Origin of the sequence: Blastococcus saxobsidens, from assembly GCF_002938435.1 — a bacterium.
Taxonomy (GTDB): Bacteria; Actinomycetota; Actinomycetes; order Mycobacteriales; family Geodermatophilaceae; genus Blastococcus; species Blastococcus saxobsidens.
The window spans coordinates 83,380-109,317 of record NZ_POQT01000009.1; the positions used below are offsets into that span (position 1 = coordinate 83,380).

General features: G+C 72.8%; 23 protein-coding genes. 6 read left to right on the forward strand and 17 right to left on the reverse strand.

Features of this window, described 5'->3' with window-relative positions; translation table 11 throughout:
* The first annotated feature begins 69 nt into the window (after nt 1-69).
* Genes C5507_RS07970 through C5507_RS07985 form a run of 4 tightly spaced genes read left to right on the forward strand, consistent with a single transcriptional unit; the run spans nt 70 to nt 4,170 of the window.
* Nucleotides 70-789: a response regulator transcription factor gene (locus C5507_RS07970; protein ID WP_282957581.1), complete on the forward strand. Its 720-nt coding sequence runs from the start codon at nt 70-72 to the stop codon at nt 787-789.
* Between the two features lie 35 nt (nt 790-824).
* Nucleotides 825-2,174, forward strand: coding sequence for a sensor histidine kinase (locus C5507_RS07975; RefSeq protein WP_158657545.1), 1,350 nt, complete (start codon nt 825-827; stop codon nt 2,172-2,174).
* Nucleotides 2,171-2,842: a GerMN domain-containing protein gene (locus tag C5507_RS07980; RefSeq protein WP_104527998.1), complete on the forward strand. Its 672-nt coding sequence runs from the start codon at nt 2,171-2,173 to the stop codon at nt 2,840-2,842. Before C5507_RS07975 ends, C5507_RS07980 begins: the two co-directional genes overlap by 4 nt.
* Nucleotides 2,839-4,170, forward strand: a complete 1,332-nt coding sequence (locus C5507_RS07985; RefSeq protein WP_104527999.1) for a DUF2254 domain-containing protein — start codon at nt 2,839-2,841, stop codon at nt 4,168-4,170. The genes C5507_RS07980 and C5507_RS07985 overlap by 4 nt, the downstream gene beginning before the upstream one ends.
* Before the next feature lie 18 nt (nt 4,171-4,188).
* On the opposite strand, the gene C5507_RS07990 is transcribed toward C5507_RS07985, so the two are convergent.
* From C5507_RS07990 to C5507_RS08015, 6 genes are all read right to left on the reverse strand, one after another.
* Entirely contained in the window at nt 4,189-4,716 is a 528-nt protein-coding gene (locus C5507_RS07990) for a DUF421 domain-containing protein (RefSeq protein ID WP_104528000.1), read from the reverse strand.
* An 11-nt stretch (nt 4,717-4,727) separates the two neighbouring features.
* Nucleotides 4,728-5,954, reverse strand: a complete 1,227-nt coding sequence (locus tag C5507_RS07995) for a cation:proton antiporter domain-containing protein (protein ID WP_104528001.1) — start codon at nt 5,952-5,954, stop codon at nt 4,728-4,730.
* Between the two features lie 629 nt (nt 5,955-6,583).
* Nucleotides 6,584-9,460 (reverse strand): vitamin B12-dependent ribonucleotide reductase, encoded by a 2,877-nt coding sequence (locus C5507_RS08000; protein WP_104528002.1) that lies wholly within the window; start codon nt 9,458-9,460, stop codon nt 6,584-6,586.
* Between the two features lie 144 nt (nt 9,461-9,604).
* On the reverse strand, nt 9,605-10,105 hold the full coding sequence (nrdR, locus tag C5507_RS08005; RefSeq protein WP_104528003.1) for a transcriptional regulator NrdR: 501 nt from the start codon (nt 10,103-10,105) through the stop codon (nt 9,605-9,607).
* 394 nt (nt 10,106-10,499) lie between these two features.
* The gene (locus C5507_RS08010) at nt 10,500-11,231 is read right to left on the reverse strand and encodes a hypothetical protein (protein WP_130504235.1); all 732 of its coding nucleotides are present in this window, start codon (nt 11,229-11,231) and stop codon (nt 10,500-10,502) included.
* A gap of 143 nt (nt 11,232-11,374) precedes the next feature.
* Complete coding sequence (locus C5507_RS08015) at nt 11,375-11,857, reverse strand: LysM peptidoglycan-binding domain-containing protein (RefSeq protein ID WP_104528005.1); 483 nt, start codon at nt 11,855-11,857, stop codon at nt 11,375-11,377.
* Nucleotides 11,858-12,064: 207 nt separating this feature from the next.
* Between C5507_RS08015 and lexA the strand changes: the two genes are divergently transcribed.
* A complete protein-coding gene (lexA, locus tag C5507_RS08020; protein WP_104528006.1) occupies nt 12,065-12,811 on the forward strand; it encodes a transcriptional repressor LexA in 747 nt (248 codons plus the stop codon).
* Between the two features lie 74 nt (nt 12,812-12,885).
* On the opposite strand, the gene C5507_RS08025 is transcribed toward lexA, so the two are convergent.
* The 5 genes from C5507_RS08025 to C5507_RS08045 form a co-directional block, all read right to left on the reverse strand.
* Complete coding sequence (locus C5507_RS08025; protein ID WP_104528007.1) at nt 12,886-13,674, reverse strand: enoyl-CoA hydratase/isomerase family protein; 789 nt, start codon at nt 13,672-13,674, stop codon at nt 12,886-12,888.
* A complete protein-coding gene (locus C5507_RS08030; protein WP_104528008.1) occupies nt 13,671-15,506 on the reverse strand; it encodes an ABC transporter permease in 1,836 nt (611 codons plus the stop codon). The genes C5507_RS08025 and C5507_RS08030 overlap by 4 nt, the downstream gene beginning before the upstream one ends.
* A 55-nt stretch (nt 15,507-15,561) precedes the next feature.
* Entirely contained in the window at nt 15,562-16,656 is a 1,095-nt protein-coding gene (locus C5507_RS08035) for an extracellular solute-binding protein (protein ID WP_158657546.1), read from the reverse strand.
* 62 nt (nt 16,657-16,718) lie between these two features.
* On the reverse strand, nt 16,719-17,903 hold the full coding sequence (locus C5507_RS08040) for an ABC transporter ATP-binding protein (protein WP_104528010.1): 1,185 nt from the start codon (nt 17,901-17,903) through the stop codon (nt 16,719-16,721).
* Nucleotides 17,900-19,183, reverse strand: coding sequence for a CaiB/BaiF CoA transferase family protein (locus tag C5507_RS08045; protein WP_104528011.1), 1,284 nt, complete (start codon nt 19,181-19,183; stop codon nt 17,900-17,902). The genes C5507_RS08040 and C5507_RS08045 overlap by 4 nt, the downstream gene beginning before the upstream one ends.
* Nucleotides 19,184-19,297: 114 nt before the next feature.
* Here C5507_RS08045 and C5507_RS08050 point away from each other — a divergent pair, with 114 nt between their 5' ends.
* Nucleotides 19,298-20,053 (forward strand): IclR family transcriptional regulator, encoded by a 756-nt coding sequence (locus C5507_RS08050; RefSeq protein ID WP_104528012.1) that lies wholly within the window; start codon nt 19,298-19,300, stop codon nt 20,051-20,053.
* 2 nt (nt 20,054-20,055) lie between these two features.
* Here C5507_RS08050 and C5507_RS08055 read toward each other — a convergent pair whose 3' ends face one another.
* The 6 genes from C5507_RS08055 to C5507_RS08080 all read right to left on the reverse strand — a co-directional run bounded on the left by C5507_RS08055 (nt 20,056) and on the right by C5507_RS08080 (nt 25,930).
* Nucleotides 20,056-21,099: an NHL repeat-containing protein gene (locus tag C5507_RS08055; protein WP_249027810.1), complete on the reverse strand. Its 1,044-nt coding sequence runs from the start codon at nt 21,097-21,099 to the stop codon at nt 20,056-20,058.
* Nucleotides 21,071-21,793 (reverse strand): phosphatase PAP2 family protein, encoded by a 723-nt coding sequence (locus C5507_RS08060; protein ID WP_242611096.1) that lies wholly within the window; start codon nt 21,791-21,793, stop codon nt 21,071-21,073. Before C5507_RS08060 ends, C5507_RS08055 begins: the two co-directional genes overlap by 29 nt.
* A 58-nt stretch (nt 21,794-21,851) precedes the next feature.
* Nucleotides 21,852-23,312 (reverse strand): GTPase HflX, encoded by a 1,461-nt coding sequence (gene hflX / locus C5507_RS08065; protein WP_207225771.1) that lies wholly within the window; start codon nt 23,310-23,312, stop codon nt 21,852-21,854.
* A 115-nt stretch (nt 23,313-23,427) separates the two neighbouring features.
* Nucleotides 23,428-24,300, reverse strand: coding sequence for a diaminopimelate epimerase (gene dapF, locus C5507_RS08070; protein WP_104528015.1), 873 nt, complete (start codon nt 24,298-24,300; stop codon nt 23,428-23,430).
* Nucleotides 24,297-25,220 carry a tRNA (adenosine(37)-N6)-dimethylallyltransferase MiaA gene (gene miaA / locus C5507_RS08075; protein WP_207225773.1) on the reverse strand — a complete coding sequence of 308 codons (924 nt, stop codon included), beginning with the start codon at nt 25,218-25,220 and terminating at the stop codon, nt 24,297-24,299. The genes dapF and miaA overlap by 4 nt, the downstream gene beginning before the upstream one ends.
* On the reverse strand, nt 25,217-25,930 hold the full coding sequence (locus C5507_RS08080) for a class III extradiol ring-cleavage dioxygenase family protein (protein ID WP_104528017.1): 714 nt from the start codon (nt 25,928-25,930) through the stop codon (nt 25,217-25,219). Before C5507_RS08080 ends, miaA begins: the two co-directional genes overlap by 4 nt.
* Between the last annotated feature and the right edge of the window lie 8 nt (nt 25,931-25,938).

A 25,938-nucleotide genomic window follows, 5' to 3' on the forward strand; every position in this document is an offset into this window, starting at 1 on the left:
CGTGTGACAGGTCCGTGACATTCCGCGCGGCGGAGCGCCGCGGCCGCGCGGGATGCGCACAGTACGGCCGTGGACGACACGGATGCCGCCGGAGTGGGCACACTGCTCCCTGTGCCGCGCTCTGTACTGGTGATCGAGGACGACGCCCGGATCCGCCGGATGGTCCACATGACGCTGCGCCGCGAGGGCTTCGAGGTGGCGGAGGCCGCCACCGGCGAGGACGGTCTGGTCCGGCTCGCCGGGCAGCCCTACGACGTCGTCCTGCTCGACCTCCGGCTGCCCGGGATGGACGGGTTCGAGGTGTGCCGGGAGATCCGCCGCACCAGCACCACCCCGGTGATCATGGTGACCGCCCGCTCGGACAGCGACGACGTCGTCGCCGGCCTGGAGGCGGGGGCGGACGACTACGTCACCAAGCCGTTCGTACCCAAGGAGCTCGTCGCCCGCGTGCGCGCACTCACCCGCCGGTCCCGCGAGGCCGAGGAGCTGCCGGTGATCACCGTCGGAGACCTGGAGATCTCGCCACTGGCCGGCAGCGTCACCCGCGACGGCCGGTCCCTGGACCTCACCAGGACCGAGTTCCGGCTGTTCACCGAGCTCGCCTCCGACCGCGGTCGCGTCCTGAGCCGGGAGGAGCTGCTGCAGCGGGTCTGGGGGTACGACTACTTCGGCGACTCCCGGCTGGTCGACGTCCACATCCGCCGGCTGCGCAAGAAGATCGAGAGCGATCCCGCCAGCCCGGAGGTGGTCACGACCGTGCGCGGCATGGGCTACCGGGTACCGGGGTGAGCGCTGCGCGCTGGACGCGCACGCTCCGGGGTCGCGTGACCCTGGCGTTCACCGCGGTGGCCGTCGTCCTCAGCCTCGTGCTGTCCGTCGGGGTGTGGCTGGCTGTCTCGCGCTACCTGCTCCTCGGCCGGGAGCGGGCCACCCTCGCGCAGACCACGGCCAACGCCGCGCAGGTGCAGCGCGCGGCGGCCGCGGAGGGGCTGTCCCCGGAGCAGCTGCTCTCCCAGCTCCCCCGCGAGAGCGGCTCCACCTCGCTGATCGCCGAGGGCGACCGGTGGATCACCAGCTCCCTGGGCTTCGGCCGCGACGACCTGCCGACCGCGCTGCGGCGGACCGTGCTGGAGGGGACGCCGGCGCGGCAGCGGTTCTCCGTCGACGGGCGGACCGTGCTGGCGATCGGGCTGCCGCTCGGGGAGTCCGGCGGGGCGTACTTCGAGGTCTTCCCGCTCGACGAGCTGGACGACACCTACCGGGTCCTGGCCGGGGTGCTGGCCGCGGCGGTGCTGGCGGTCGTGCCCGCATCGCTGCTGGTGGGCAGCTGGGCCACCCGCCCGACGCTGCGGCCGCTGGACCGGGTCGCGGCCGCTGCCGCGGCCGTCGCGGCCGGTGACCTGAGCGCGCGGATCGACCCGGAGGGGGACCCCGCGCTGGTGCCGATCGCCCGCTCGTTCAACACCACGGTGACGGCGCTGGAGGAGCGGGTCCGCAGCGACGCCCGCTTCGCCGCCGACGTCAGCCACGAGCTGCGCAGCCCGCTCACCACGATGCTCGGCGCGCTGGCCCTGCTCGTGGAGCACGAGCAGGATCTGCCCGAGGACGGCCGTGAAGGGCTGGCGCTCCTGCAGGCGGAGGTCACCCGCTTCGAGCGCCTGGTGGCCGACCTGCTGGAGATCTCGCGCGGTGACGCCGGCAGCGCGGACGCCGTCCTGGAGGAGGTCAACCTGCCCGCCCTGGTCCGTGAGTCGCTGTCCCGCCGCCGGATCGACGGTCGCGCCTCCGCCCCGCTCACCGTCGCCCCGGACGCCGCCGACGTCGTCGTGCTGGCCGACAAGCGACGCCTGGAACGGGTGATCGGCAACCTGGTGGAGAACGCCGACAAGCACGGGGGCGGCGTCACCGCCGTCCGGGTCGAGGCGGGACCCGACGAGGCCCGGCTCCTGGTGGACGACGCCGGCCCCGGCATCCCGGAGCGCGAGCGCTCCCGGGTGTTCGAGCGCTTCGCCCGGGGCCGGGACACCAACCGGGCACGCACCGACGGCGCCGGGCTCGGACTGTCGCTGGTGACGCGGCACGTGGCGGCGATGGGCGGCCGGGTCTCGGTCACCGACAGCCCCGAGGGTGGCGCCCGGTTCACCGTCCGGCTGCCGCTGCAGGACGCGCCGTGACGCGGCGGCTCGCCGCGGGGCTCCTCCTGACGGCGGTGGCCCTGGGCGGATGCGGCGTGCCCACCCAGCAGCACCCGGAGGTCCTCGGCGTCCCGGCTCCCGAGGCGCCCGCCGATCCCGCCGCGACCCTCGGCGGGCAGGAGGCCCAGATCTGGCTCGTGCGCGGGGCGCGGCTCGAGGCGGTGTCCCGGCCGGTCTCCCCGGCCGACGTGCCGACGGTGCTCCAGGCGCTCCTCGCGGGTCCCACCCCCGAGGAGGCGGCGTCCGGGCTGCGGACGGCGCTGGCGCCCCAGACCCTGCAGGACAGCGGCCCCACTCCGGAGGACCAGGTCGTGACGCTGGACGTCACGCGGGAGTTCACCGGCCTCGTCGGCGGGAACCAGCAGCTCGCCGTCGCCCAGCTGGTCTGGACGGCCACGCAGTTCCCGACGGTGGACCGCGTGCGGTTCTCCACCGAGGGCGAGCCGCTGGAGGTGCCGACCGACCGCGGGCTGACCGACCGGCCCGTCGGCCGGGCGGACCACGCCTCGGTGGCGCCGGTCCCGGCGCAGACGCCGTCGGCTCCCGCCCTGCCCGAGCCGGCCGGCTCCGTCCCGGCGACCTCCGCGCCCGCGTCGCCGACGGGGCGCCGTCCGGCCGGCCCCCGGACCGCGGGCGGACGGCGATGACCCCGGGTGCGCTGCGCCGGGTCCGCAACCGGCTGAGCAGCTCCCTGTGGCCGGTCCCCGCGCTGGCCATCGTGGTCGCCGTCGGCCTCGGCATCGCCTTCCCGGCGCTGGACGGCCTGCTGGGCGGGCCGGCCGACGACCACCCGCTGACCTTCGCGTTCGGCGGCGGCCCGTCAGCGGCACGGGACGTCCTCGCCGCCATCGCCGGGTCGCTGATCTCGGTGACCGGGCTGACGTTCTCCTTCACCGTCGTGGCCCTCCAGCTCAGCAGCAGCCAGCACTCCCCGCGGCTGCTGCAGACCTTCGTCACCGACCGGGTCGTGCAGGCCACCCTCGGCGTGCTCGTGGGCACCTTCGTCTACGCCCTCACCGTGCTGCGCACCGTGCGGACCGAGGGGTCGGACGACCCGGCCTTCGTCCCGCGGCTGTCGGTCACGGTGGCGTTCGTGCTGACCGTCGTCAGCGTCATGGCCCTGGTGCTGTTCCTCGGGCACCTGGCCCGCTCGCTGCGCGTCGAGACCATGCTGCGCGACGTCTCCGAGGAGGCGCGGCGGACCTTCTCCCGCGAGCTGCCGGACGCCGGCGGCGAACCGTCCGGGGCTGCCCTGCCGACCGGGCCCGCGCAGCCGGTCCCGGCCAGGGGCAGCGGCTTCGTCACCGACGTGGACGGACCGCGGATCGCCGCGGCGGCCGAGCGGGCCGGGGCGACGGTGCTGCTCGCGCACCGGATCGGTGACTCGGTGGTCACCGGGACGCCCATCGCGCACGCGTGGGCGTCCCCGGCCGGGTCCGCCGTCGACCTCGACCTCCTGGGCCGGGCACTGGCCGACGGCGTGCGGCTGAGCTTCGAGCGCACGCCCGACCGCGACATCGCCTACAGCCTGCGCAAGACCGTGGACATCACCGTGCGCGCGCTGTCGCCGGGCACGAACGACCCCACGACGGCGGTGCACGGCCTGTCGCACGTCTCCGCCCTGCTCGGCGAGCTCGTGAGCCGCCCGCTCGGCGCGACCCCGTTCCGCGACGAGGCGGGCAGGGTGCGGTTCGTGCTGCCGCAGTGGGACGCCACGGCACTGGTGCGGCTGGGTGTCGAGGAGCCGATCCAGTGCGCGGGCGGCCAGCCCGCCGTCCTCCGCCGGCTCGCCGGGCTGCTCCGCGAGCTCGCGTGGCGGGCGCCGGCCGGGAGCCTCGACGAGCCGCTGTGCCGGTACCTGGACCGGGTGGTCGAGCTCGCCGAGGAGACCACCAGCATCGACGGTGACGAGACGTCGACGTGGCGCGGACGGCTCGCCGGGTCCCTCGCCGGCCGCTGGCCGGCCGACCCCTGAGAGACCGCGGCGCCGATGTCACCCGTCGGCGGGCTGCTGCGCGTTGACGACGCCCTGGAGGGTCGACCCGTTGCCGAGCTTCTCCGCCGGCACGACGCTGAGCGAGCCGTCGCTCTCCAGGATCACCGCGGCGATCGACGACAGGTCACCGGAACCGCTCGCGCGGACCGCCTGGCGGATCTCGTCCATCGAGATCCGCTCGTCCCGGAGTGCCTCCTCCAGCGGTTCCCCGTCCCGGAACACCACGGTGGGCCGGGTGGTGACGACCTTCCGGAAACCGGACCAGTGCACCGTCAGCCAGGCGACGAGGGACTGCGCGGCGGCGAGCAGCGCCAGGGCCAGCGCCCCCTCGGTCCACGAGACGTCGCTGCTGAGCAGGATCGTGGCCAGCGTGGACCCCAGGGCAACGGTGACGACCAGGTCGAACGCGTTCAGCTTGGCCAGCGTCCGCTTGCCCGCCAGGCGGAGGACCAGCACGACGGTGACGTAGGCACTGAGCCCGATGGCGAGGATGCGGCCCAGGTCGGACCACGAGTCGAACCACATGTGCTGTCTCCTCAGGAGTGGAAAGGCTCGGTGACGGGTGCCTGCGCCCGCCGGTACAGCACCCGGCCCGGGGACGACGTGGTGCCGTGCACCACCGTGCTCGCGGCGACGACCAGGCTGCCGGCGGCCAGCACCACCGGGTCGACGGCCAGTCGCTCGGCCTCCAGGCTCAGGTAGAACAGCGCGGACACCCCGATGGGGCCGAACCAGCCGACGAAGGCCGCGTCGGGCCGGCCGAGCTCCAGCGGCTTGCGCAGGAGCCAGAGCACCGGCAGCCGGCGCAGGAGCAGCACCGCCAGCACCAGTGCGGGGCCACGCCAGCCGAGGTCCGCCCACGCCTCCCACGGCAGGACGATCCCGATGGCGACGAACAGCGGGAGGACGAGGAACCGGTTGACCGCCTCGTCGATCGGGGCGTCGTCGGTGCGGTCGGTGCCGGTGGCGACTCCGTTGAACGCCAATCCGGCGGCGAACACCGCCAGGATCCCGTCGACGTGCAGCAGCCCCGAGGCGCCGAGCACGGCGAAGGCGAGCACGACGGTGAACAGCAGGCGGGGCGCGGGATCGGTGGAGCCGTGCTCCTCCCCCGCGCGCAGCGCCCGGGCGCCCAGCCAGCCCGCCGGGACGCCGAGCAGCACGGCGCCGGCAACCTGCCACAGGGACTCGGCCAGCCCGGCGCCGATGCTGTCCGCCCCGGCGATCGCGAGCGCGAGCAGCACGAGCGGCAGCGCGAGACCGTCGTTGGCGCCGGACTCCAGGGACAGGATCTGGCGGTCCCGGGCGGGGAGGTCCTCCTCCGCCGGCTTCCCGGTGACGACGCTGGAGGCCAGGACGGGGTCGGTCGGGCAGAGCGCCGCGCCGAGCAGCAGGGCGGCGCCGAGCCCGACGCCGAGCGTGAGGGCGGCCAGGCCGGCGGTGACCAGCGCCATCACCGGCATGACGACGGCGAGCAGCAGGAGGACCGGGCGCAGCCGCGACCGCGCGTCCTTCAGCGGGTAGCGCAGGGCCACCGACATGACGGAGACGGCCAGCAGCAGGCGGGTGGCGGTGTGCAGCCAGCTCTGGTCCTGGGTGAACGGGGGCAGCTCCACCACCCCGAGCAGCTGGGGGCCGAGCGCGACGCCGATGAGCAGGCCGAGCACCGGCTCGGAGACCGGCCAGCGCCGGAGGCGGCTGGACGCCGCCGCGATCGCCAGACCGAGCGCTCCGGAGGCGAGGAGGACGGTGTCGATCAGCATCGGCGATCGCCCCCCGGGGGCCGTTCCACTGACGTGCCGCCGCCGAACTCGACCGTCCGGCCATGCACCCGGGAGCCGGGGACTCGCCCCGTACGGCAGCGCATCAGCTTCTCCTCATGTCACGGCCCGGCGGCTCCAGGGCGGTCAGGCCCTACCCCGGGAACCCGTCTTACCCCCCTGCATGCATGACAGATCGATGACAACGGCCCGCCACGTGCGCCTGCGGCGTGGTCACCGACCGGGAGGAGCAGCATGCGAGGCCGGACCGGCACTGCCTACTTGCCATGGCCGGCAGGTGCCGACCTCGGCGTCGGGACCGTCCGGCGCTCCGATCCGCATCGCGGAAGGCGCGCTGTTCGACCGTCGCCACGGGCCCCTGGACGTCACCGGGCGGCGCCGCCATCGGCGCTCCCGCATGACCACCGGACGCGATGAAGCCCACTCCTCAAACGACACGGTCGCTGCAACTCCCGAAGTGATCGGGTGTTGCAGCGACCGTTAGAACCCGCCGTGATCCGCACGGGGCTTCATCGTGATCAGGCGTCGACTCCTGGCAGCCGGCTCAGGTCGTGACCGATGTCAGGAGATCGGTCACGAGCGCTGAGCACACACTGCCGTCGGACCATTCGTCAGCTGCAGCCGCTGGTGGAGCCGCAGCCCTCGCAGACGTAGCAGCTGCCGGCGGGACGCATCTTCGTGCCGCAGGTCATGCACAGCGGCGCATCGGTCGCGGTTCCGGTGACCAGCTCGAGGAGCTCGGCCGAGGAGTGCGCCTCCTTCACCGACTTCGGGCCCTCAGGGGTCACCTTCTCCTCCACCTTGGCGGTCTCGATCGGCGCGGAGCCACGCAGCTGCTCCAGGTCGACCTCCTCCTCCTGCACGGTGGCGGTCGAGGCCGACGAGCCGTAGCTGCCGGCGACCTGCGCCGCCCGCTCCTCGGCGGTGAAGATGCCGAGGCCGGCCCGCTTCTCCACGGGCAGGTGGTCCAGCGCCAGGCGACGGAAGATGTAGTCCATCACCGACTGGGCGATCCGGATGTCCGGGTCGTCGGTCATGCCGGCCGGCTCGAAGCGCATGTTGGTGAACTTGGAGATGTAGGTCTCCAGCGGCACACCGTGCTGCAGCGCCAGGGAGATGCCGATCGAGAAGGCGTCCATCACACCGGCCAGGGTCGAGCCCTGCTTGCCGAGCTTCAGGAAGACCTCACCGAGGCTGCCGTCCTCGTACATCCCGGCGGTCATGTAGCCCTCGGCGCCGGCGACGCTGAAGGAGGTGGTGACGCTCGTCCGCTTCTTCGGCAGCCGCTTGCGCACCGGGTGGGACAGCTCGGGCGAGGCGCTGGCCGCGACCTTGACCTCGTCCTTGGTGCCGTCGTTCTTGCCCTTGCCGCCGGACAGCGGCTGGCCGACCTTGCAGTTGTCGCGGTAGATCGCCAGCGCCTTGAGGCCGAGCTTCCAGCCCTCGAAGTAGATCTTCTCGACGTCCTCGATGGTCGCCGACTCCGGCATGTTGACGGTCTTGCTGATCGCGCCGGAGATGAACGGCTGCACCGCGGCCATCATGCGGACGTGGCCCATCGGGGAGATGGCCCGCTCGCCCATGGCGCAGTCGAAGACCTCGTAGTGCTCCGGACGCAGGGTCGGGGCGTCCACGACGTGGCCGTGCTCGGCGATGTACTCGACGATCGCCTCGATCTGCTCCTCCTGGTAGCCCAGGCTGCGCAGCGCCCGCGGCACCGTCTGGTTGACGATCTGCATCGAGCCGCCGCCGACCAGCTTCTTGAACTTGACCAGCGAGAAGTCCGGCTCGATGCCGGTCGTGTCGCAGTCCATCATGAAACCGATGGTGCCGGTGGGGGCCAGCACCGAGGCCTGCGCGTTGCGCCAGCCGTTCTCCGCGCCGATCTCCAGGCAGTCCTGCCACTGGGCGGTGGCGGCCTTCAGCACGTCGGCGTCGTCGGCCCCGACCGGGCGGATCGCGTCGTTGGCCGCGGCGTGCTTGCGCATGACCCGGGCGTGCGCGTCGGCGTTGCGGGCGAACCCGTCGTACGGGCCCACGATGCCGGCGAGCTCGGCCGAGCGGCGGTAGGCGGTGCCGGTCATCAGCGAGGTGATGGCCGCGGCCAGGCTCTGGCCCCCGCGGGAGTCGTAGGCGTGGCCGGTCGCCATGAGCAGCGCGCCCAGGTTGGCGTAGCCGATGCCCAGCTGCCGGTAGGCGCGGGTGGTGTCACCGATGGGCTCGGTCGGGAAGTCGGCGAAGCAGATCGAGATGTCCATCGCGGTGATGACCAGCTCGACGGCCTTGACGAAGTTCTTGGAGTCGAACGTGCCGTCGTCCTTGAGGAACTTCATGAGGTTCAGCGACGCCAGGTTGCACGAGCTGTTGTCCAGGCTCATGTACTCCGAGCACGGGTTGGACGCGTTGATGCGGCCGGTCTCGGGGTTGGTGTGCCAGTCGTTGATCGTGTCGTCGTACTGGATGCCCGGGTCGGCGCACTCCCACGCGGCCTGGGTGACCTTGCGGAACAGGGCCTTGGCGTCGACGGTCTCGATGACCGAGCCGTCCAGGCGGGCGCGGAGACCGAACTCGTCGCCCTCCTCGACCGCGCGCATGAACTCGTCGGAGACGCGGACCGAGTTGTTGGCGTTCTGGTACTGGACGCTGGTGATGTCCTTGCCACCGAGGTCCATGTCGTAGCCGGCGTCGCGCAGCGCGCGGATCTTGGTCTCCTCGCGCGCCTTGGTCTCGATGAACTCCTCGATGTCGGGGTGGTCGATGTCGAGGACGACCATCTTCGCCGCGCGACGGGTGGCGCCACCGGACTTGATGGTCCCGGCGGAGGCGTCGGCGCCCCGCATGAAGCTGACCGGACCGGACGCGGTGCCACCGGAGGACAGCAGCTCCTTGGAGGAGCGGATGCGGGAGAGGTTCAGGCCGGCACCGGAGCCGCCCTTGAAGATCAGGCCCTCCTCGCGGTACCAGTTGAGGATCGAGTCCATCTCGTCGTCGACGGCGAGGATGAAGCAGGCGCTGACCTGCTGCGGCGCGCTCGTGCCGACGTTGAACCAGACGGGGCTGTTGAAGCTGAAGTACTGGTGCAGCAGCATCCAGGTCAGCTCGTGCTCGAAGATCTCGGCGTCGCCCTCGGTGGCGAAGTAGCCGTGCTCGCGGCCGGCCTCGGTGTAGGTGAGCACCACCCGGTCGATCAGCTGGCGCAGGCTGCTCTCGCGCTGCGGCTGGCCCACCGCACCGCGGAAGTACTTGGTGGTGACGATGTTGGTGGCGTTGATGCTCCACTCGGCGGGGAACTCCACGCCGCGCTGCTCGAAGTTGATCGAGCCGTCCCGCCAGTTGGTCATGACGACATCGCGGCGCTCCCAGGTCACCTCGTCGTACGGGTGCACACCGGCGGTGGTGAAGACGCGCTTGATCTTGAGGCCCTTGCGGCTGGGCGCCTTGCTCGAACGGCGGGCCCGGGTCGCCAAGCGGTCGTCGGTCTCGGTCATGGTGTGGAGCTCTCCCTGGTCGTGTGTCGCATGGTGCTTCGCGGAGCTGCGCGGTGCTGCTGCGCGGTGGTGGATCGGGGGCTGGGGAAGAGCCGCGATCGGTAACTGCTCGAACTGCTGTCTATCGGTCGGCACTGACAGTTCTCAGCCGCCGGACGGGACAGGGTCCCGCGGGGCAGGCCCGGCCGGTGGTGACGCGGACTCCCGGGCCTTGAGCTCGGCGATCTCGCGCTCGAAGTCCGCCACCGAGGTGAAGGACCGGTACACGCTGGCGAACCGGAGGTAGGCCACCTCGTCGAGCTCGCGGAGCGGGCCCAGGATGGCCAGGCCCACCTCGTTGCTCGGGACCTCGGCCGCGCCACTGGCGCGGATGGTGTCCTCCACCTGCTGGGCGAGGAGCTTGAGCTGGTCCTCGTCGACCGGGCGGCCCTGGCAGGCCCGCCGGACGCCGGCGACCACCTTGCTGCGGTTGAAGGGCTCGCTGACGCCGTTGCGCTTGACGACGGCGAGCACCGCCTCCTCGACGGTGGTGAACCGCCGTCCGCACTTCGGGCAGGACCGACGACGCCGGGTGGTGGCGCCCTCGTCGGCCTCGCGGGAGTCGATGACCCGGCTGTCGGGGTTGTGGCAGAACGGGCAGCGCACGGTGGTTCACCTCCTCTCCCGGCCGGACGCGGCGGGCGCCCCGGCCTGCCCCCCACCGGCGTCCTGTGGACCTCCCTGGGGACATCCGGTGGATGCGCCGGGGAGAACCTGAGGATGCGCCTGTGGATGGGCTTACAGCTCTGTAACTACTAGATGTAGGGGGACCCTAGGCCGGGCTCCACAAGATGTGCAAGTGATCGTTTCCTCGGCGTGTTCCCCCCGGACCCGGGCGTGCGCACGCGGAACACCCGCCCCCACCCGTCACACGACACGCCGTGCGCGACGCGCGGAAGACCCGCCCGCTCCCCTGCCGGGTGGCCGCCACCGACACGCGCCGACGACGCCGGGAGCCCCGTCAGGGCCCCGGCGCCGTCGGCGGAACGCATGGGTCGCCTCAGTGCGCCATCAGGCGTGGGCGACGCGAGTGCGGGACCTGGTCGGTCAGCCGCATGGGCCGGGTGAGCAGCTCGTCGCCGGGGTTGCCCCACGAGGCGTCGGCGAGCGCCTCCTCCGCCGGCGCGGGCCGGGCGGCGAGAACCGTCCACGCGGCCGTCGGCGGGAACTCCTCGCGTGGACGCCGCGGCGTCGGGGCCGGCTCGTCGACGACGGCCGGGAACAGGCCCGTGTCGGCCGCGCGGTGCCGCCCGGCGTCCGGATCGGTGGAGGGCGCACGGTGCCGTCCGGGTGGGACGGGCACGGCCGATGCCGCGACGACCCGGACCTCCGCGTCCTCCGGCGCGCGGCGCCGGCCACCCGGACGCACCGGGGCTGGCTCGCTCCCGCGGTCGCGCGCCAGCGGCAGGCTCGCAGTGGTCGCGGCGTCGGCCGAGTGACGGCGCACGCCGGCGCTGGACCCGCGGGGCGGCAGCTCCTGCCCGTCGCGGTGTGGGGACATCTGCCCTGCAGCCTCGGTGGAGCGCTCGGGGAGCCGGAGAGCGGCCAGGTCGGTCCAGGTCGTCTGCTCCACGCCACCGACGACGGCGCGCACCCACACCTGGCAGGCGCCGCCCTCGTCGTGGCGCCACCCCAGCAGCTCCCCGGCCCACCAGGCGCCTGCCTGGTAGACCTCGACGACCTGGGGCTGGCTGGTGAACACGGCTGCTCGGTTCTCCATGACGCTCGACACGTGAGAACGGTATGTCGCCGGCGAGCACACAGCGTGAATGCGCCCATACAGAGGGTTGACGAAGTCGCCGCGTCGCGTTGTGCACCTTCTGTCGACGCCATCCGGCACGTCCGACACGCGCCGCGGACCGCGCCAGCAGGCACCTAGGGCAGCTGCAGCACCTGGCCGGGTTCGATGTCGGCACTGTGCAGGCCGTTCAGTTCCTGGATGCGGTCGACGACCTCGCGCACGTCCCGCTCGCCGGCGACCGCACCCGCGATGGACCACAGGGTGTCACCGTGCTCGACGACGACGCTGCTCGTGCCCATGAGCTCGAGACCACCGCCGTCACCCCCCAGCACGGACTCGCCGAGGGCCACCAGCCCGACACCTGTTGCCAGGACCAGTACGGCCACCAGGCGGCGACCCCGCGCGGTCAACCGGAGCCGGGGGGCCGCCTCGGGTGCCGGACGGAGGGCTCCCGTGCCGACACCCGGCGCGGCACCGCGGCGCGCCGGTGCGACCGCGTACGCCGCCGGCACCGGCGGCAGCACCCGCAGGTGCCGCTCGGGCCGCACCGGCGCGGAGCCGCGCCCACGTCCCGCACCCGTCGCTCCTGCCGCTTGCAGTGCCGTGCTGCTCGCCATGCCACTCCGCCCCTCATCAGCCACTCCATCGACGAACCGAACACCTGTTCGATTCGAACGCCTGTCCGATGTCTACCGGATGACGCCGACAGAAGCGACGGGGCACGGGAAATTTTCGAACACCTGTTTGAACTGGGGCCCGATCGGCGCTACGGTCCCTGGGACGGAAGACGCCACGGGCTGCGCGGCGGCCGACGAGGAGGACACGTGACGGACTCGAGCGGGACCCCCGGCGACACGCGGACGACGGATGCCGCCTCGGCCTCGGTCCGCACGTTTCCCGACCGCAGCGCGGACGGCGACGGCCTGACGCAACGCCAGCGCCGGGTCCTCGAGGTCATCCGCGACTCGATCGAGCGGCGCGGCTACCCGCCGTCGGTCCGCGAGATCGGCGAGGCCGTCGGCCTGTCGTCGGCATCCTCCGTGGCGCACCAGCTGTCGGTGCTGCAGAAGAAGGGCTGGCTGCGGCGCGATCCGAACCGGCCCCGGGCGCTGGACGTCCGCCTGCCCGGCGAGACCGGCCGCAGCACCGCCCCGACCGTCGAGCGTCCGGCGACCGCCGAGGGCGAGCAGGCCGCGGCGCCGACCTACGTCCCCCTGGTCGGCCGCATCGCCGCCGGTGGTCCCGTGCTCGCGGAGCAGGCGGTGGAGGACGTGTTCCCCCTCCCCCGCGAGCTCGTCGGCGAGGGCACCGTCTTCATGCTCAAGGTCGTCGGTGACTCGATGGTCGAGGCGGCCATCTGCGACGGCGACTACGTCGTGGTCCGTCAGCAGCCGACCGCGGAGAACGGCGAGATCGTCGCCGCCATGATCGACGGCGAGGCCACGGTCAAGACCTACAAGCGCCGCGACGGGCACGTGTGGCTGCTGCCGCACAACCCGGCGTACGAGCCGATCCCGGGTGACGAGGCGACGATCCTCGGCCGCGTGGTCTCGGTGCTCCGCCGGGTCTGACCGCAACGGCCGACGGCGGCCCCGCCCCCCGCAGGGACGAGGCCGCCGTCAGCCGTCGGGTCGTGCGGCGAGTCTCAGCGACGCTGGTAGTTCCCGTCACGCTTCTCGAAGAAGGCGCTCAGCGCCTCCTGATGGTCCTCGGTCCGGAACATCTCCAGGAAGCGCCTGGTCTGCAGGGCCTGTCCCTCGCCGAAGTCCATCTCGAAGGCTTTGGTCACCGCCTCCTTGGTGACCTCCACCGACAGCGGCGCACGGGTCGCGATCCGATGCGCCTTCGCCAGGGCCGCCGGCATCAGATCCGCCGGCTCGTGGACCTCGGTCACCAGCCCCCAGTTGAGGGCCTGCTCGGCGGTGTACCGGGCCCCGGTCAGCAGGATCTCCTTGGCCGGCCCCAGCCCGATGACGCGCGGCAGGCGCCAGAAGCTGACGATGAGGCCGACGTTCACCCCCGCGGCGACGAAGAACGCGTCCGTCGAGGCGATCCGGATGTCGGCGCACAGGGCGAACTCCAGGCCACCACCCACCGTGGCCCCGTTGATCGCAGCGATGACCGGCGCACGGAAGTGCTGCACCCCGTTGAGGACACGACTGAACTCGGCGAGGTAGTCGGTGAGCTGCTCGTCGGACATGAACTGGTCCTCGCGCAGCTGGGCCCCTGCCGTGAACGCACGGCCCTCGCCGGTGATGACGAGGCACCGGACGTTCTCGTCGGCGTCGAGGATGTCCAGCGCCCGCATGAAGGATCGCCGGCTCTCCCAGCTGAACGTGTTGGCCGGCTCGGAGTCCAGGGTCAGGACGGCGATGTGCGGCGTCTCGTAGCGCAGGTGGACGCCGCTGCCGACATCTGTGGTGGTCTCAGTCATGCTGCTTCCTCCGGGGGTGTGTCGAGGACGACGGACGGGGATCGGCGGGACCGCCTGGCGGACTCGCCGGGCCTGCGATCGAGCAGCCGCATCGCGATCACGGTCACCACGATGTTGATCAGCAGGATCACCACGGAGAGCGCGCCGACCCGCTGGTAGAGCGACTCGCTGGCCAGGTTGTAGAGCACCGTGGCCACCGTGGGATTGGCGCCGGTGTAGAGGAACACCGACATCTCCAGCTCCCGGAAGAGCAGGACGAAGTTGAGCAGACCTGCGGCCAGCAGCGAGGGCCGCAGCAGCGGAACCGTGATCCGCCGCCACGTGCGCGCCCAAGACGCGCCCAGGCCGCGAGAGGCCTCCTCCACCTCGGCGCCGATCTGGCCCATGCCGGCGTGGACGTAGGCGAACGTCAGCGGCAGGGCGCTGCCTGCGTATGCGATGAGCAGGATGGTGAGCGTCCCGCCGAGTCCGAACGGCTGGGCGGCGTAGGCGATGATCAGCCCGATACCGAGGACCGCCCCCGGAAAGGCCAGCGGAGCGGCCATGGCACCGACGATCAGCGCATTGCTGCGTGCCTTGGTGCGGTGCACCAGCCACGAGGCGAGCAGCGCCACGAGCAGCGCCAGGAGGGTGCCGCCGATCGCCAGCGCGAAGCTGTTCCCCATGGCCGCGGCGATCAGCGGCCGACCGAAGACCTCCTCGTAGTTGCCGGTCAGGGTGAAGTTGTCCCACCCGAGGGGACGGCCCAGTGCCTTGCGGAAGGACGTCACCAGCAGCATGCCGAAGGGCAGGACCAGGCTCAGCCCCACGACGGCCGTGCAGAACGCCACCGCCAGGTAGCGACCGGCCCCCAGGTGCGTGACGTCCTGCCGACCCGGCTTTCCCCCGATGACGGTGAAACGCCTCCCGCCCACGAGTTTTCGCTGGATCAGCAGCAGCGCCGCGATGATGACGAGGATGGGCACGGAGATGACCGCGGCGACCTCGATCCGGGGCGGGAACTGCATGAGGCTCAGCAGCACCGTCGGGATGGTCTGGAAACCGGTGGGAGCCCCGAGGATCGCCACCGGGCCGAAGATGATCGCCGAGGAGACGAATACCAGGATCGCCCCGGCGATCAGGGCCGGCGCGATGACGGGGAACGTGACCGTACGCAGTACCCGCCAGCGGGAGGCACCGAGACTCGCCGCGGCGTGCTCCAGCGCCGGGTCGATCCCCTCCAAGGCCGCCGATACGGGCAGGAAGACCAACGGGTAGAGGAACAGCGACAGGACGAAGATGATCCCCCACGCCGTGAATATGTTGAACGGTGACTCCTCCAGGCCGAAGATCGACATCAGCGTGGTGTTCAGCACCCCGTTGCGCGGCCCGAGAAGGAGCACCCATCCCAGGGCGGCGATAAAACTGGGGGCCGCGAAGGTGAGGACGGCGCTGCCGCGAAAGAACCGCCGCATCGGCATGTCCGTGCGCACGGTGAACCACGCCAGTGGCAGCCCGATGAGGAGGCTGCCCAGCACGGTGCCGCAGGCGATCCAGAGCGAGTTGCGGATGGCCGCGAGCAACTGGGGCTCGGTGCCCAGCAACGCGTAGTTGGACAGGGTGATGCCGCCGTCCTCGGCCACGATGCTCTGCCCGAACACCTGCGCGATCGGATAACCGACCAGGGCCAGCAGCGCCAGCGTCCACACCACCCGCATGGCGCGCTCGAACCCGGTCGACCGTCGGCGGCGCGGCGCCCGGCCGGGGGTCGGCCCCCCGGCCGGGCCGGAGGCCGACCGCGCGCGCGGACCGGCCTCCGACACCGTCGAGGTCGCGGAGTGGCTCAGGGTCACGATCCGCCCCCTCCCGGCGGGCCGGCGGGAGCGCCGGCCCGTAGCGGGTCCGTGCTCATCGGTTGAACAGTTCGGCGAAGCGGGCCACCACCTGGTCTCCCCGGGTAGCGATGTCCTCGAGGTCGGAGGGAAGGAGCGTGGCCTTGGACAGGTCAGCGCCTTCTGCCGGCTGGGGAGCACCGTCGAGCACGCTGCGGCCGCCGATCTCGACCAGCGCGTTCTGGAAGTCCTCGCTCAGCTGGTACTGCATCAGCAACTTCGCGGCGTTGGGCCGCGGCGCGTCGGCGAGCAACGCCAGCTCGCTGGTGAAGGTCGGCACGCCGTCCTCCATGAAGGCGATCTCGAGCGGCTCCCCCTCCGCGGCCGCACTGAGCACCGCGGACTCGATGGCCGGAACACCGATGTCGGCCTCGCCGGTGAGCACCAGCTGCGCGAGAGCCAGGCTGCTGTCGGTCACGATCACGTTCCGCTCGGACAGCTGCTGGAGCCACTCCTCTCCGTACAGACCGGTGAGCGTCGTGTAGAACGCCAGCGCGGTGCCGGACGCGCCCGGATCGGCACTCACGATCGTGCCCTGGGCCGAGGACGCGAACTCCTCCCAGGTGGTCGGCAGGTCCGCGGGGTCGGTGGTGGCGCCGTTGTACATGATCCCGAGCGGCACGAGGCTGTAGGGCACCTGCGGGTTGTCGGGGTTGTCCAGGCCGTCGATGATCTTGTCTACGTTGGGGATGTCGGCGTCGGTGATGACCCCCTCGTCCGCCCACTGCTGGAGCGTGTCCGGATCGGTCAGGCTGACCACGTCGGCGTTGAGGGATCCGCTGGCCAGTTCCGCGGAGATGGAGTTGGCGACCGCGCCGGAGTCCTCCCGGGTGAACGTCACCTCGATGTCGAAGAGCTCCTGCATGCGCTGCTGGAGCAGCTCGACGCCTGGACGGGTGTGGCCGCCGGCGTAGATGACGACGCCACCCTCCTCCTGGGCTGCGGCGATGAGGTCCTCGCTGATGCCCTCGATGCCGGCGGCTTCGCCCCCGCTTCCGCCGCCGCCGCCGGCGGCCGGCTCGGAGCCGTCGCCGCACCCGGCGAGGAGGACGGCGGACAAGGGAACGGCGAACAGGGCGTTCCTGCGGCGGGCGGTGGGACGGATGGACACGGTGCCTCTTCTCGGACGGACGTGCGCGGAGGGTGGACGAACGGCGGAGCGACGGAACCCGGTCACGCGGCGGACCGCCCGGCCGGAGCTGGGGGAAGCGGGGCCCCCGCGGTGGCGGAGGAGCCTGGATGGTGGTCGTCCTGGCCCAGGACGGGGCTGCCCGGGCCATCACTGACGATGGCGACCGCGGTGCCGTCCACCTGGACCACGACGTCCTGACCGACGTCGAAACGCCCCAGGCTGGGCCCGGTCGTCTTCAGCGGCTCGGCGAGCCCGGGCAGGTCGACGGCGTACTGCACGTGGTCTCCGAAAAACAGCGCCTCGCTGACCCGAGCGGCACCCGCGGCACCGGGGCTTCCCGAGCTGAGGCGCAGGTCGACCGGACGGATCGACACGGCAACCACGTCCCCCGCCTGCACGGCCACGTCCGCCGGCCGCGGAGCGGTCACCGTGATCCCCCCGGGCAGCCGGAGGGGAACCCCCTCGGGGGACGACGGTCCGCACGCCGTGGCAGGCAGCAGGTTCGTCGCCCCCAGGGCGCGCGCGACGAAGCTCGTCCGTGGATGCCGGTAGACATCTTCGGGTGCTCCGACCTGCACGATCCGCCCCGAGTGCATGACGACGAGCCGGTCGGCCAGCGACAGCGCCTCGGCCTGGTCGTGGGTGACGTAGACCATCGTCACCCCCAGCGACCGGTGGATCCGCTTGATCTCCGAGCGCATCTCCTCGCGCAGCCGCGTGTCGAGGTTGGACAGCGGCTCGTCCAGCAGCAGCAGCGCGGGGTCGTTGACCAGCGCGCGGGCCAGCGCGACGCGCTGCTGCTGCCCGCCGGAGAGCTGGTGGGCGTAGCGGTCGGCGAGACCGTCGAGCTGCACCATGGCGAGCGCCTCGTCGGTGCGCCGGCGGACCTCCGTCCGGCCCACCTTGGCCGTCGTCGGCCCGTAGCCGACGTTCTCCCGCACGCTGAGGTGCGGCCACAGCGCGTAGCTCTGGAACACCACCGACATGCGGCGGCGCTCCGGCGGGACGAACGTCCGCCCGCCGACGAGCACCTGGTCGCGGAGCCGGATCTCCCCGGAGTCGGGCCGCTCGAAACCGGCGATCATGCGCAGGCACGTGGTCTTCCCGCAGCCGGACGGCCCGAGAAGAACCACGGCCTCGCCCTCCTGGATGGACAGGTCGACCCCGTCCACGACGGGGGCCGCGCCGAAGCTCTTGGTGAGTCGGGACAACACGAGGTGCGTCATGCCGAGGCCTCCGTCGGCTGGAAGGGACGTGTGGGGCTGGAGGACAACTCCCCCGGGTCCTCGCCGGTGGGGGTGCTCAGCAGCACGCCGGCGGTGATCAGCTCATCGATTTCCGCGGCGGCAAACCCGGATCCGGCCAGGACCTCGCGGCTGTGCTGCCCGAGCAGCGGCGCCGGGCGGAGGACGGCGGAGGGGGTGGCCGAGAGCTTCACCGGGGAGCCGATGTGGCGGACGGTGCCCATCCGCGGGTGCACCGTCTGCACGACCATCTCCCGCGCCTGCACGTGCGGATCGGCGTAGACCTGCTCGATGTCGTACAGCGGGCCGCTCGGCACCGCGGCCGCGCCGAGGACCTCCAGCCACTCGGCGGTGGTTCGCCGGCGCAGCGTCGTCGCCAGCTCCCCGGCCAGCTCGATGCGGTGCTTCATCCGCGCGGGATTGTCGGCGAACCGGGGATCCTCGAGCAGCGTCGAAAGCCCGAGGGTGCCGCACAGCCGCTCCCAGTTGCGCTGGTTGGCCGCGCCGATGGCGATCCAGCCGTCCGCGGTGGGGAGCGCCTCGTACGGCGCGGACAACCGGTGCGCCGAGCCCATGGGCCGGGCGACCTCTCCAGTGGCGAAGAACATGGCCGTCTCCCAGACGGTGTAGGCGATGCCCGCCTCGAGCAGCGAGGTGTCGACGAACTGACCCTCGCCGGTCTTCAGGCGGTGGATGTAGGCCGACAGCACGCCGTACGCGGCGAAGACGCCGGCGTTCAGATCGCAGATCGGGACGCCCACCTTCGCCGGCGCGCCTCCGTCCTCGCCGGTCATGCTCATCAGGCCACTCATCGCCTGGGCGACGAGGTCGTAGCCGCCCCGGCCGGCGTAAGGGCCGGTGGCGCCGAAGCCCGAGATGGAGCAGTAGATGAGCGCCGGGTTCTCAGCTCGTAGGGCCTCCTGGCCGAGTCCGAAGCGCTCCAGCAGCCCGGGGCGGAAGTTCTCGACGAGGATGTCGGCGTCCCGGGCCAGCCGGCGCACCACCTCGGCACCCCGCGGGTCCTTCAGGTCGACGGCGAGGCCGCGCTTGTTGCGGTTCATGGCGTTGAACGCCGGCGAGAGCTCCACGTCCGACCCGCGCGACATCCGGCGCGTGTCGTCACCACCCTCGGGCCGCTCGACCTTGATCACGTCGGCGCCCATGTCCGCCAGCAGCATGGAGCAGTAGGCGCCTGCCATGACCTGCGTGAGGTCGAGGACCCGCACGCCCGCGAGCGCGCTGGGCCGAACCGGATCTGACACGTGGTTCTCCCGACTTCGACTTGACGACCGTGCCACCACGTGGCACGGTTTGCCACGTGGTGGCACGGTGTGACCGGCGCCACGTTAAGGTCGGACAGGAGTGACGTCAACCACATGCGATCGGTATCTGTCGCGCTCGGCGTCCTCGAGGCCGTGTCCGAACGCCAGCCGGTCGGCGTCAGCGAGCTCTCGCGCGCCATGCAGCTGCCCAAGTCCACGGCTCAGCGGATGCTGCTCACCCTCGGCGAGCTGGGCTGGATCCGGGCGAGCCCGGAGGAGCCCACCCGGTGGTCGCTGACCACCAAGGCGCAGGCGATCGGCTCACGACACCGGGGCCAGGAGGAGATCCGGCACATCGCACTGCCCGCGATGCACGGGCTGTCGGCCACCACCGGCGAGACGGTCCACCTCTCGGTGCCCGAGGACCGCCGGATCGTGCTCCTGGACAAGATCGAGGGCGAACACCCGGTGCGCACCCACACCGAGGTCGGTCGGAGCGCGCCACTGCACACGACGGCATCCGGTAAGGCAGTGCTCGCCGCCATGCCGCCGGCACAGGCGGCGGCACTCCTGGGGGCAGCACCGCTGGAGGCGCTCACCGACCACACCGACACCGACGTCGAGGCCATCCTGCAGGAACTGGAGGGCGTGCGCCGGCACGGGTACGCGGTCGCCGTGGGCACGAGGCACCCGGACGTCGCGGCCGTCGGCGCGGCGATCCTGAGCGAGCCCGGACAGCCGGTGGCGACGCTGAGCCTGTCACTGCCGTCGCAGCGGTTCCCCCGGCGCCTGTGGCCGGTGTACGGCGAGCAGGTCGCCCGAGCCGCGGCGGAGTGCAGCCGGCAACTGGGCTGGGATCCCCTGCCCTGAGCTCAGGAGCGGCGGATGAGCCGCCCGCCGACCCAGACGACGATGGTGGCGCCCAGCGCGGCCAGCAAAGCGGCCGGCAGCGGTGAGCCCTCCCTGGTCAGGGCGGCGAAGCCGGGGACCTCGGTCTCTGCCGCGGGCGTCGCCGCACTCACCACCGTGGGCAGCGGAACCTCGGTCACATCGATCGGGAGCCCCTCGCTCGCGATCACGAGACTCCGGGCGTCGGTGCTGAAGCTGATCGCCTCCCCCTGCGGCGACTCCGGCAGGGCCAGTCGGACCGGGGTGGTCGCCAGTGCGCCGGGCACGTCCGAACCGACCAGCGGCCAGACGTAGGCATCGGTGTAGGTGCGCAAGGCCAGCGCGCTGCCGTCCGAGGCGACCGCCCCACCGGTGATCATGAGCTGCCCCGCCCGGCCGACCGGTCCGCCGGGCGTGCCGGTGAGGGTCACGTTCACCGTCGCGACCCGCTCCATGGGCACGGTCGCCCCGTCGGCCAGCGCCCCCGCCGGCCGGTAGACACCGCTGGAGCCGAGCACCTCCTTGGTCACCACGTACGGGGTGCCGTCCGGAGCGAGGAGCAACGCCTCCGCGTCGTGCGGTCCGTCCGGATAGGTGAGCCGGTACAGCGCGGGACCCTCGGGCCGCAGGACGTGCAGCGCGACGGTCGGGCGCTTGGCGTCGTTGTCGCCGATGTCGGCGACCCAGACCGCACCGTCGGGGCCCACCGCGAGGTCCTCGGGGTCGTAGGGGTCGACCGGCGCGGTCTGCACGTCGACCACCTGGCATGCGGAGTCCAGGCCGAGGACGCTGACCTGGTCGCCGCCGTCGTCGAGCGCCAGCGTCTGCTCGCCGACGACGACCAGCCCCGACAGCTCGGCCAGCCGGGCGTCGGTGATGGAGCACCGGACGGTCGAGGGGCCGGCCGACGGAGCGGTCTCCTCCGCCACTGCTGGAGCCGCCACCCCCAGGGCGCCGCCCAGCGCCGTGGCCACGACGAGCCGGCGCCCCCAGGCGCGGCTAGGTCGTGCGGGATCCCTCATGGGCATATACCCAGCGTGACAGGACCGTTGCGTCCAGTGCGTGAACCACGCCCAACAGCACGATGCCGACGGCGGCCCCCACGACGGCGTCGGTGACCCAGTGGAAGTCCAGCGAGACCATGGCGACGCCGGTGACGAGCGGTCCGGCGATGCTCAACCACCAGAAGGTGCGCTGGATCGTGGGTGACAGGCCGTACTGGACCGCCTGCCACCGGGCCACTCCCCACATGAGCACGGCGTTGGCCACATGCCCCGACGGGAACGAGGCGCCCTCGGCGTGGAAGAAGTACGAGCCCGGGAACGCCGGTGCGGTCCGGCCCGTGCCGTACTTGATCGCGTAGACGCCCGCGGTCAGGACCGCCACCGCCAGCAGGACGCGGAGCGCCGGCACCCACGTGCCCCGGCGCCAGGCCAGGTAGCCGACGAGACCGGCGAGGACCACGAGGATCGTCACCCGCCCGCCGACCTGGGTCAGCACCCAGACCAGGGGGTAGGCGGCGGAGTCCTTCAACCCCCAGTCGCTGACGATCTCCGACATGCGGAGGTCCATGCGCTCCAGGCGCCCCCGGCTCAGCAGATCGGCCGTGACCAGGACGCCCAGCAGGAGGGCGACGGCCATCAGCCACCACGGCGGGCGGCCGGCCGAGACCACGGGCGGGGATCCGGGCAGATCCACCTCCCGCAGCGCTCCCCTCGTCACCGGGCCACCGTACCGGCCCGAAACCGGATCGAGATCCGCTTCCGGGCCCGCCGCACGCTCAGGCGACCGGCGCGGCGAACTCTTCCAGCGCTGCGGCCAGGGCGCCGTCCACCCGCGCCGTCAGGCGCGTGCCCTCGCCCTCGTGCTGCTCGCTGAGCACCTCGCCGTCCCGGTGGACCCGCGCCACGAGGTCACCCCGCTCGTAGGGCACCAGCACGTCGACGTCGACGTCCGGGTGCGGCAGCCGCTCGGCGATGAGGGCACGCAGCTCGTCCATGCCGAGGCCCGTGCGGGCCGAGACCCACACGGCATCCGGCAGCGCCTGGCGAAGGGCGAGGATGTCCTCCTCCCCCATCGCGTCCACCTTGTTCACCACGATCACCTCGGGCACCGAGGAGGCGTCGATCTCCTGCAGCACGATGTGCACCGCGTTGATCTGGCCCAGCGGATCGGGGTCGGAGCCGTCGACGACGTGCAGCAGCAGGTCGGCGGCGGCCACCTCCTCCAGGGTGGAGCGGAAGGCGTCGACCAGCTGGTGCGGCAGGTGCCGCACGAAGCCCACCGTGTCGGTCAGCGTGTACTCCCGGCCGTCCGGCCCCTGAGCTCGGCGCACCGTCGGGTCCAGCGTGGCGAACAGCGCGTTCTCCACCAGGACGCCGGCGCCGGTGAGCTGGTTGAGCAGGCTGGACTTGCCGGCGTTGGTGTAGCCGGCGATGGCCACGCTGGGGGTGGCGTTGCGATCACGGCTGTTCCGCTGGGTGGCCCGGGCGGTGGCCATGCCGGCGATCTCGCGCCGCAGCTTGCTCACCCGCGACCGGATCCGCCGACGGTCGGTCTCGATCTTCGTCTCACCCGGACCACGGGTACCGATACCGCCACCACCGGCGACGCGACCACCGGCCTGCCGGGACATCGACTCACCCCAGCCGCGCAGCCGCGGCAGCATGTACTGCATCTGCGCCAGCTCGACCTGGGCCTTGCCCTCCCGGCTGGTGGCGTGCTGGGCGAAGATGTCGAGGATCAGCGCGGTGCGGTCCACCACCTTGACCTTGAGCACCTTCTCCAGCTGGTTGAGCTGGCCGGGGGTCAGCTCACCGTCGCAGATCACGGTGTCGGCGCCGGTCGCCGCGACGATGTCGCGGATCTCGTTCGCCTTGCCCGAGCCCACGTAGGTGGCGGCGTCCGGCTTGTCGCGGCGCTGGCTGACCGCCTCGAGGACCTCCGAGCCGGCGGTCTCGGCCAGTGCGGCGAGCTCGGCGAGGGAGCGGTCGGCGGCGGCCTGCGTCCCCTCGGTCCACACGCCCACCAGCACGACGCGCTCGAGCCGCAGCTGCCGGTACTCGACCTCGGTGACGTCGGCGAGCTCGGTGGAGAGGCCGGCGACGCGACGCAGCGCCCCACGGGCCTCGAGTGCGTAGGAGCCGGTGGAGTCGTCGGGCTCGTCCCACTGCCCGGCCGGGGCAGGGCGGGTCGAGGGGGTCTGCTCGTCGTCGAGCGGAGCGTCAGCAGCGGTCGTCATCGGGTCCAGCGTGGCACGGTCCCGCGCGCGGGTCACCTGAGTTGTCATCGCCGGGTACAACGCACCGGCTCCCCCGATGCATCCCGGCGGGGGCGACCGCCGGTCCGCAGGCCCCTCAGGCGGACAGCCACTCCGGGCACAGCACGCCCGCCGACACCAGGACGGCGGGCCCGGTGAGCACCGTGGTCCGCACTCCGACCTGCACCGTCAGGCGCCCGCCGGGGACGTCGACGACGACGGTGCCCTCGGTGCGGCCCTCGGCGACGAGCGCCGCGTAGGCCACCGCGCAGGCCCCGGTGCCGCACGAGCGGGTCTCGCCCACCCCGCGCTCGAACACCCGCAGCCGCACGTGCGCCGCGGGCTCGAGCACGTTGACCAGCTCGACGTTGACCCCGTCGGGGAACAGCTGCGGGTCGAAGCGCGGCGGCGTCGTCAGGTCCAGGGAGTCGAGGTCGACGTCGGTGAGCGCCGCAAGGTGCGGATTGCCCATCGAGACGGCGATCCCGGGGAACGAGCGACCGCCGAGCTGCGCGGTCCCGCGGCCGAACGCGCGCGCCGGCCCCATGTCCACCCAGTAGCCACCGTCCGGTGCCGCGCCGACCCGACGGGGGCCGCCACGGGTGCCGACCAGCAGGCCCTGCTCGCACGCGGCCCGCTCGACCAGGCCCTCGCTGATCAGGGCGTGCAGGAACAGCCGGATGCCGTTGCCGCACATCTCGGCGTGGGAGCCGTCGGCGTTGCGGTGGTCCATGAACCACTCGCAGCGGTCGAGGTCCTCCCCCAGCACCTCCGGCGCGTCGGGCACGTGCGTGCTGCGGACCAGCCGCAGCACGCCGTCGCCGCCGAGCCCCGCGCGGCGCTCGCACAGCCGTCGCACCATCGCCGCGTCCAGCCGGTCCCCCGGCCACACCGTGCCGTCGGGGTCGGGCAGCACCACGAAGTCGTTCTCGGTGCCGTGCCCGATCAGCACGCGGGGCGAGGAGGTCACGCGCCGATCGTACGGGCGGTGATCACCGCAGCGGCGGCCTCGACCAGGTCGGGCCGGGCGGCGTCGAGCCAGGTGGTGGTGGCATCCCGCCGGAACCAGGAGCGCTGCCGGCGGACGAACCGGCGGGTGGTGGTGACCGTGCGCTCGCGGGCCTCGTCAGCGGTCAGCGTGCCGTCGAACTGCGCCAGCACCTGCGCGTACCCGAGCGCGCGCGATGCCGTCGGCCCCTCGCGCAGCCCGTCGGCAGCCAGGGCCGCGACCTCGTCGACGAAACCGGCCGCCCACATCCGGTCCACCCGGAGGGCCACCCGCTCGTCCAGCTCGGCCGGTTCCCGGTCCAGGCCGATGGTGACGGCCTCGTAGTGCGGGCTCGGCTCGGGCAGCACCGCCCGGAACGGGCCGCCGGTCAGCTCGATGACCTCCAGCGCGCGGACGATCCGGCGACCGTTGCCGGGCAGCACCGCGGCCGCGGCGGCCGGGTCCAGGCCGGCCAGGCGGGCGTGCAGCTCGGCCGGGCCCACGGCGGCGAGCTCCGCCTCCAGGCGCGCGCGGACCGCCGGGTCGGTGCCCGGGAAGTCGAGCTCGTCCAGCACGGCGCGGACGTAGAGGCCCGAGCCGCCGACGAGGAACGGCGTGGTCCCGGCCGCCCGCAGCCGGTCGATCTCGGCCCGTGCCCGCAGCCGGTACTCGGCGACCGAGGCCGGCTGGCGCACGTGCCACAGGTCGAGCAGGTGGTGCGGCACCCCGCCGCGCTCGGCGACGTCGGGTTTCGCGGTGCCGATGTCCATCCCGCGGTAGAGCTGCATCGAGTCGGCGTTCACCACCTCACCGCCCAGCCGCTGGGCCAGGGCGACGGCGAGCGCCGTCTTCCCGGTCGCCGTCGGCCCGACGACGGCGACCACCGGCGGGGCGTCGGTCACGCCACCACCCAATCGGCCACGAGGTAGCCCACGCCGAAGGGGGCCGCGTCGTGGCGGAGCCGCGCCGTCACGTGCCGCCCGGAAAACGCCGCCCCGACCGCGCGCCACGTGGGCACCCCGGCGGCGAGCAGCCGCTCCCCCTCCTCCGGGTCGAGCGCGGACAGCGCCGCGGCGTCCCCGTCGGCCAGCGCGGCCGACACCCGGGCGTCGAACGGCTCCGCCGCCGGGTCCAGGTATCCGGGAGCCTTCACCGTGCGCCGCGCGGACCCGTCCCCCATGGCCAGGACGCCCACGGTCGCGGGCAGGTCGCGCAGCAGCTCGCCGAGGTCGGCCGGCCCGACGCCGACCCGCGTACCGGCGAACGATGCCTCCTCCAGCAGCCACGCGCCCACGGTGTGCGCGAGCGGCATCGTGCGCCCGCCCGGTCGCACCCAGCCGTCGAGGGGGACGTCGAGGTCGACGCCGTACCCGTGCAGGTCGCCCCCGTCGCCGACGCCGAACCGCTCCCCCGGCGCCGGGCCGTCGCCGACGACGACGACGACGTCCGGTGCCGCTTCGAGCAGCGCGGTGACCGCCTCGCTGCACGCGTTCCGCAGGGCGACGGTCTCCGGGGCTGCCCGTCCCTCCACCGCCGGGAGCAGCAGCGGCGGACTCGGGCAGAAGGCGACAGCGGCCGAGGAGCGGGCCCGGCCGTGCGGAACGGTGGTCACGGCAGCAG

Bases quoted from the DNA above. Each gene is read 5' to 3' on its own strand.
- C5507_RS07985 (WP_104527999.1), top strand. From the start codon at position 2,839: ATGACCCCGGGTGCGCTGCGCCGGGTCCGCAACCGGCTGAGCAGCTCC.
- C5507_RS07990 (WP_104528000.1), bottom strand. From the start codon at position 4,716: ATGTGGTTCGACTCGTGGTCCGACCTGGGCCGCATCCTCGCCATCGGG.
- C5507_RS07995 (WP_104528001.1), bottom strand. From the start codon at position 5,954: ATGCTGATCGACACCGTCCTCCTCGCCTCCGGAGCGCTCGGTCTGGCG.
- C5507_RS08000 (WP_104528002.1), bottom strand. From the start codon at position 9,460: ATGACCGAGACCGACGACCGCTTGGCGACCCGGGCCCGCCGTTCGAGC.
- C5507_RS08015 (WP_104528005.1), bottom strand. From the start codon at position 11,857: ATGGCGAGCAGCACGGCACTGCAAGCGGCAGGAGCGACGGGTGCGGGA.
- C5507_RS08025 (WP_104528007.1), bottom strand. From the start codon at position 13,674: ATGACTGAGACCACCACAGATGTCGGCAGCGGCGTCCACCTGCGCTAC.
- C5507_RS08040 (WP_104528010.1), bottom strand. From the start codon at position 17,903: ATGACGCACCTCGTGTTGTCCCGACTCACCAAGAGCTTCGGCGCGGCC.
- C5507_RS08050 (WP_104528012.1), top strand. From the start codon at position 19,298: ATGCGATCGGTATCTGTCGCGCTCGGCGTCCTCGAGGCCGTGTCCGAA.
- C5507_RS08055 (WP_249027810.1), bottom strand. From the start codon at position 21,099: ATGCCCATGAGGGATCCCGCACGACCTAGCCGCGCCTGGGGGCGCCGG.
- hflX (WP_207225771.1), bottom strand. From the start codon at position 23,312: ATGACGACCGCTGCTGACGCTCCGCTCGACGACGAGCAGACCCCCTCG.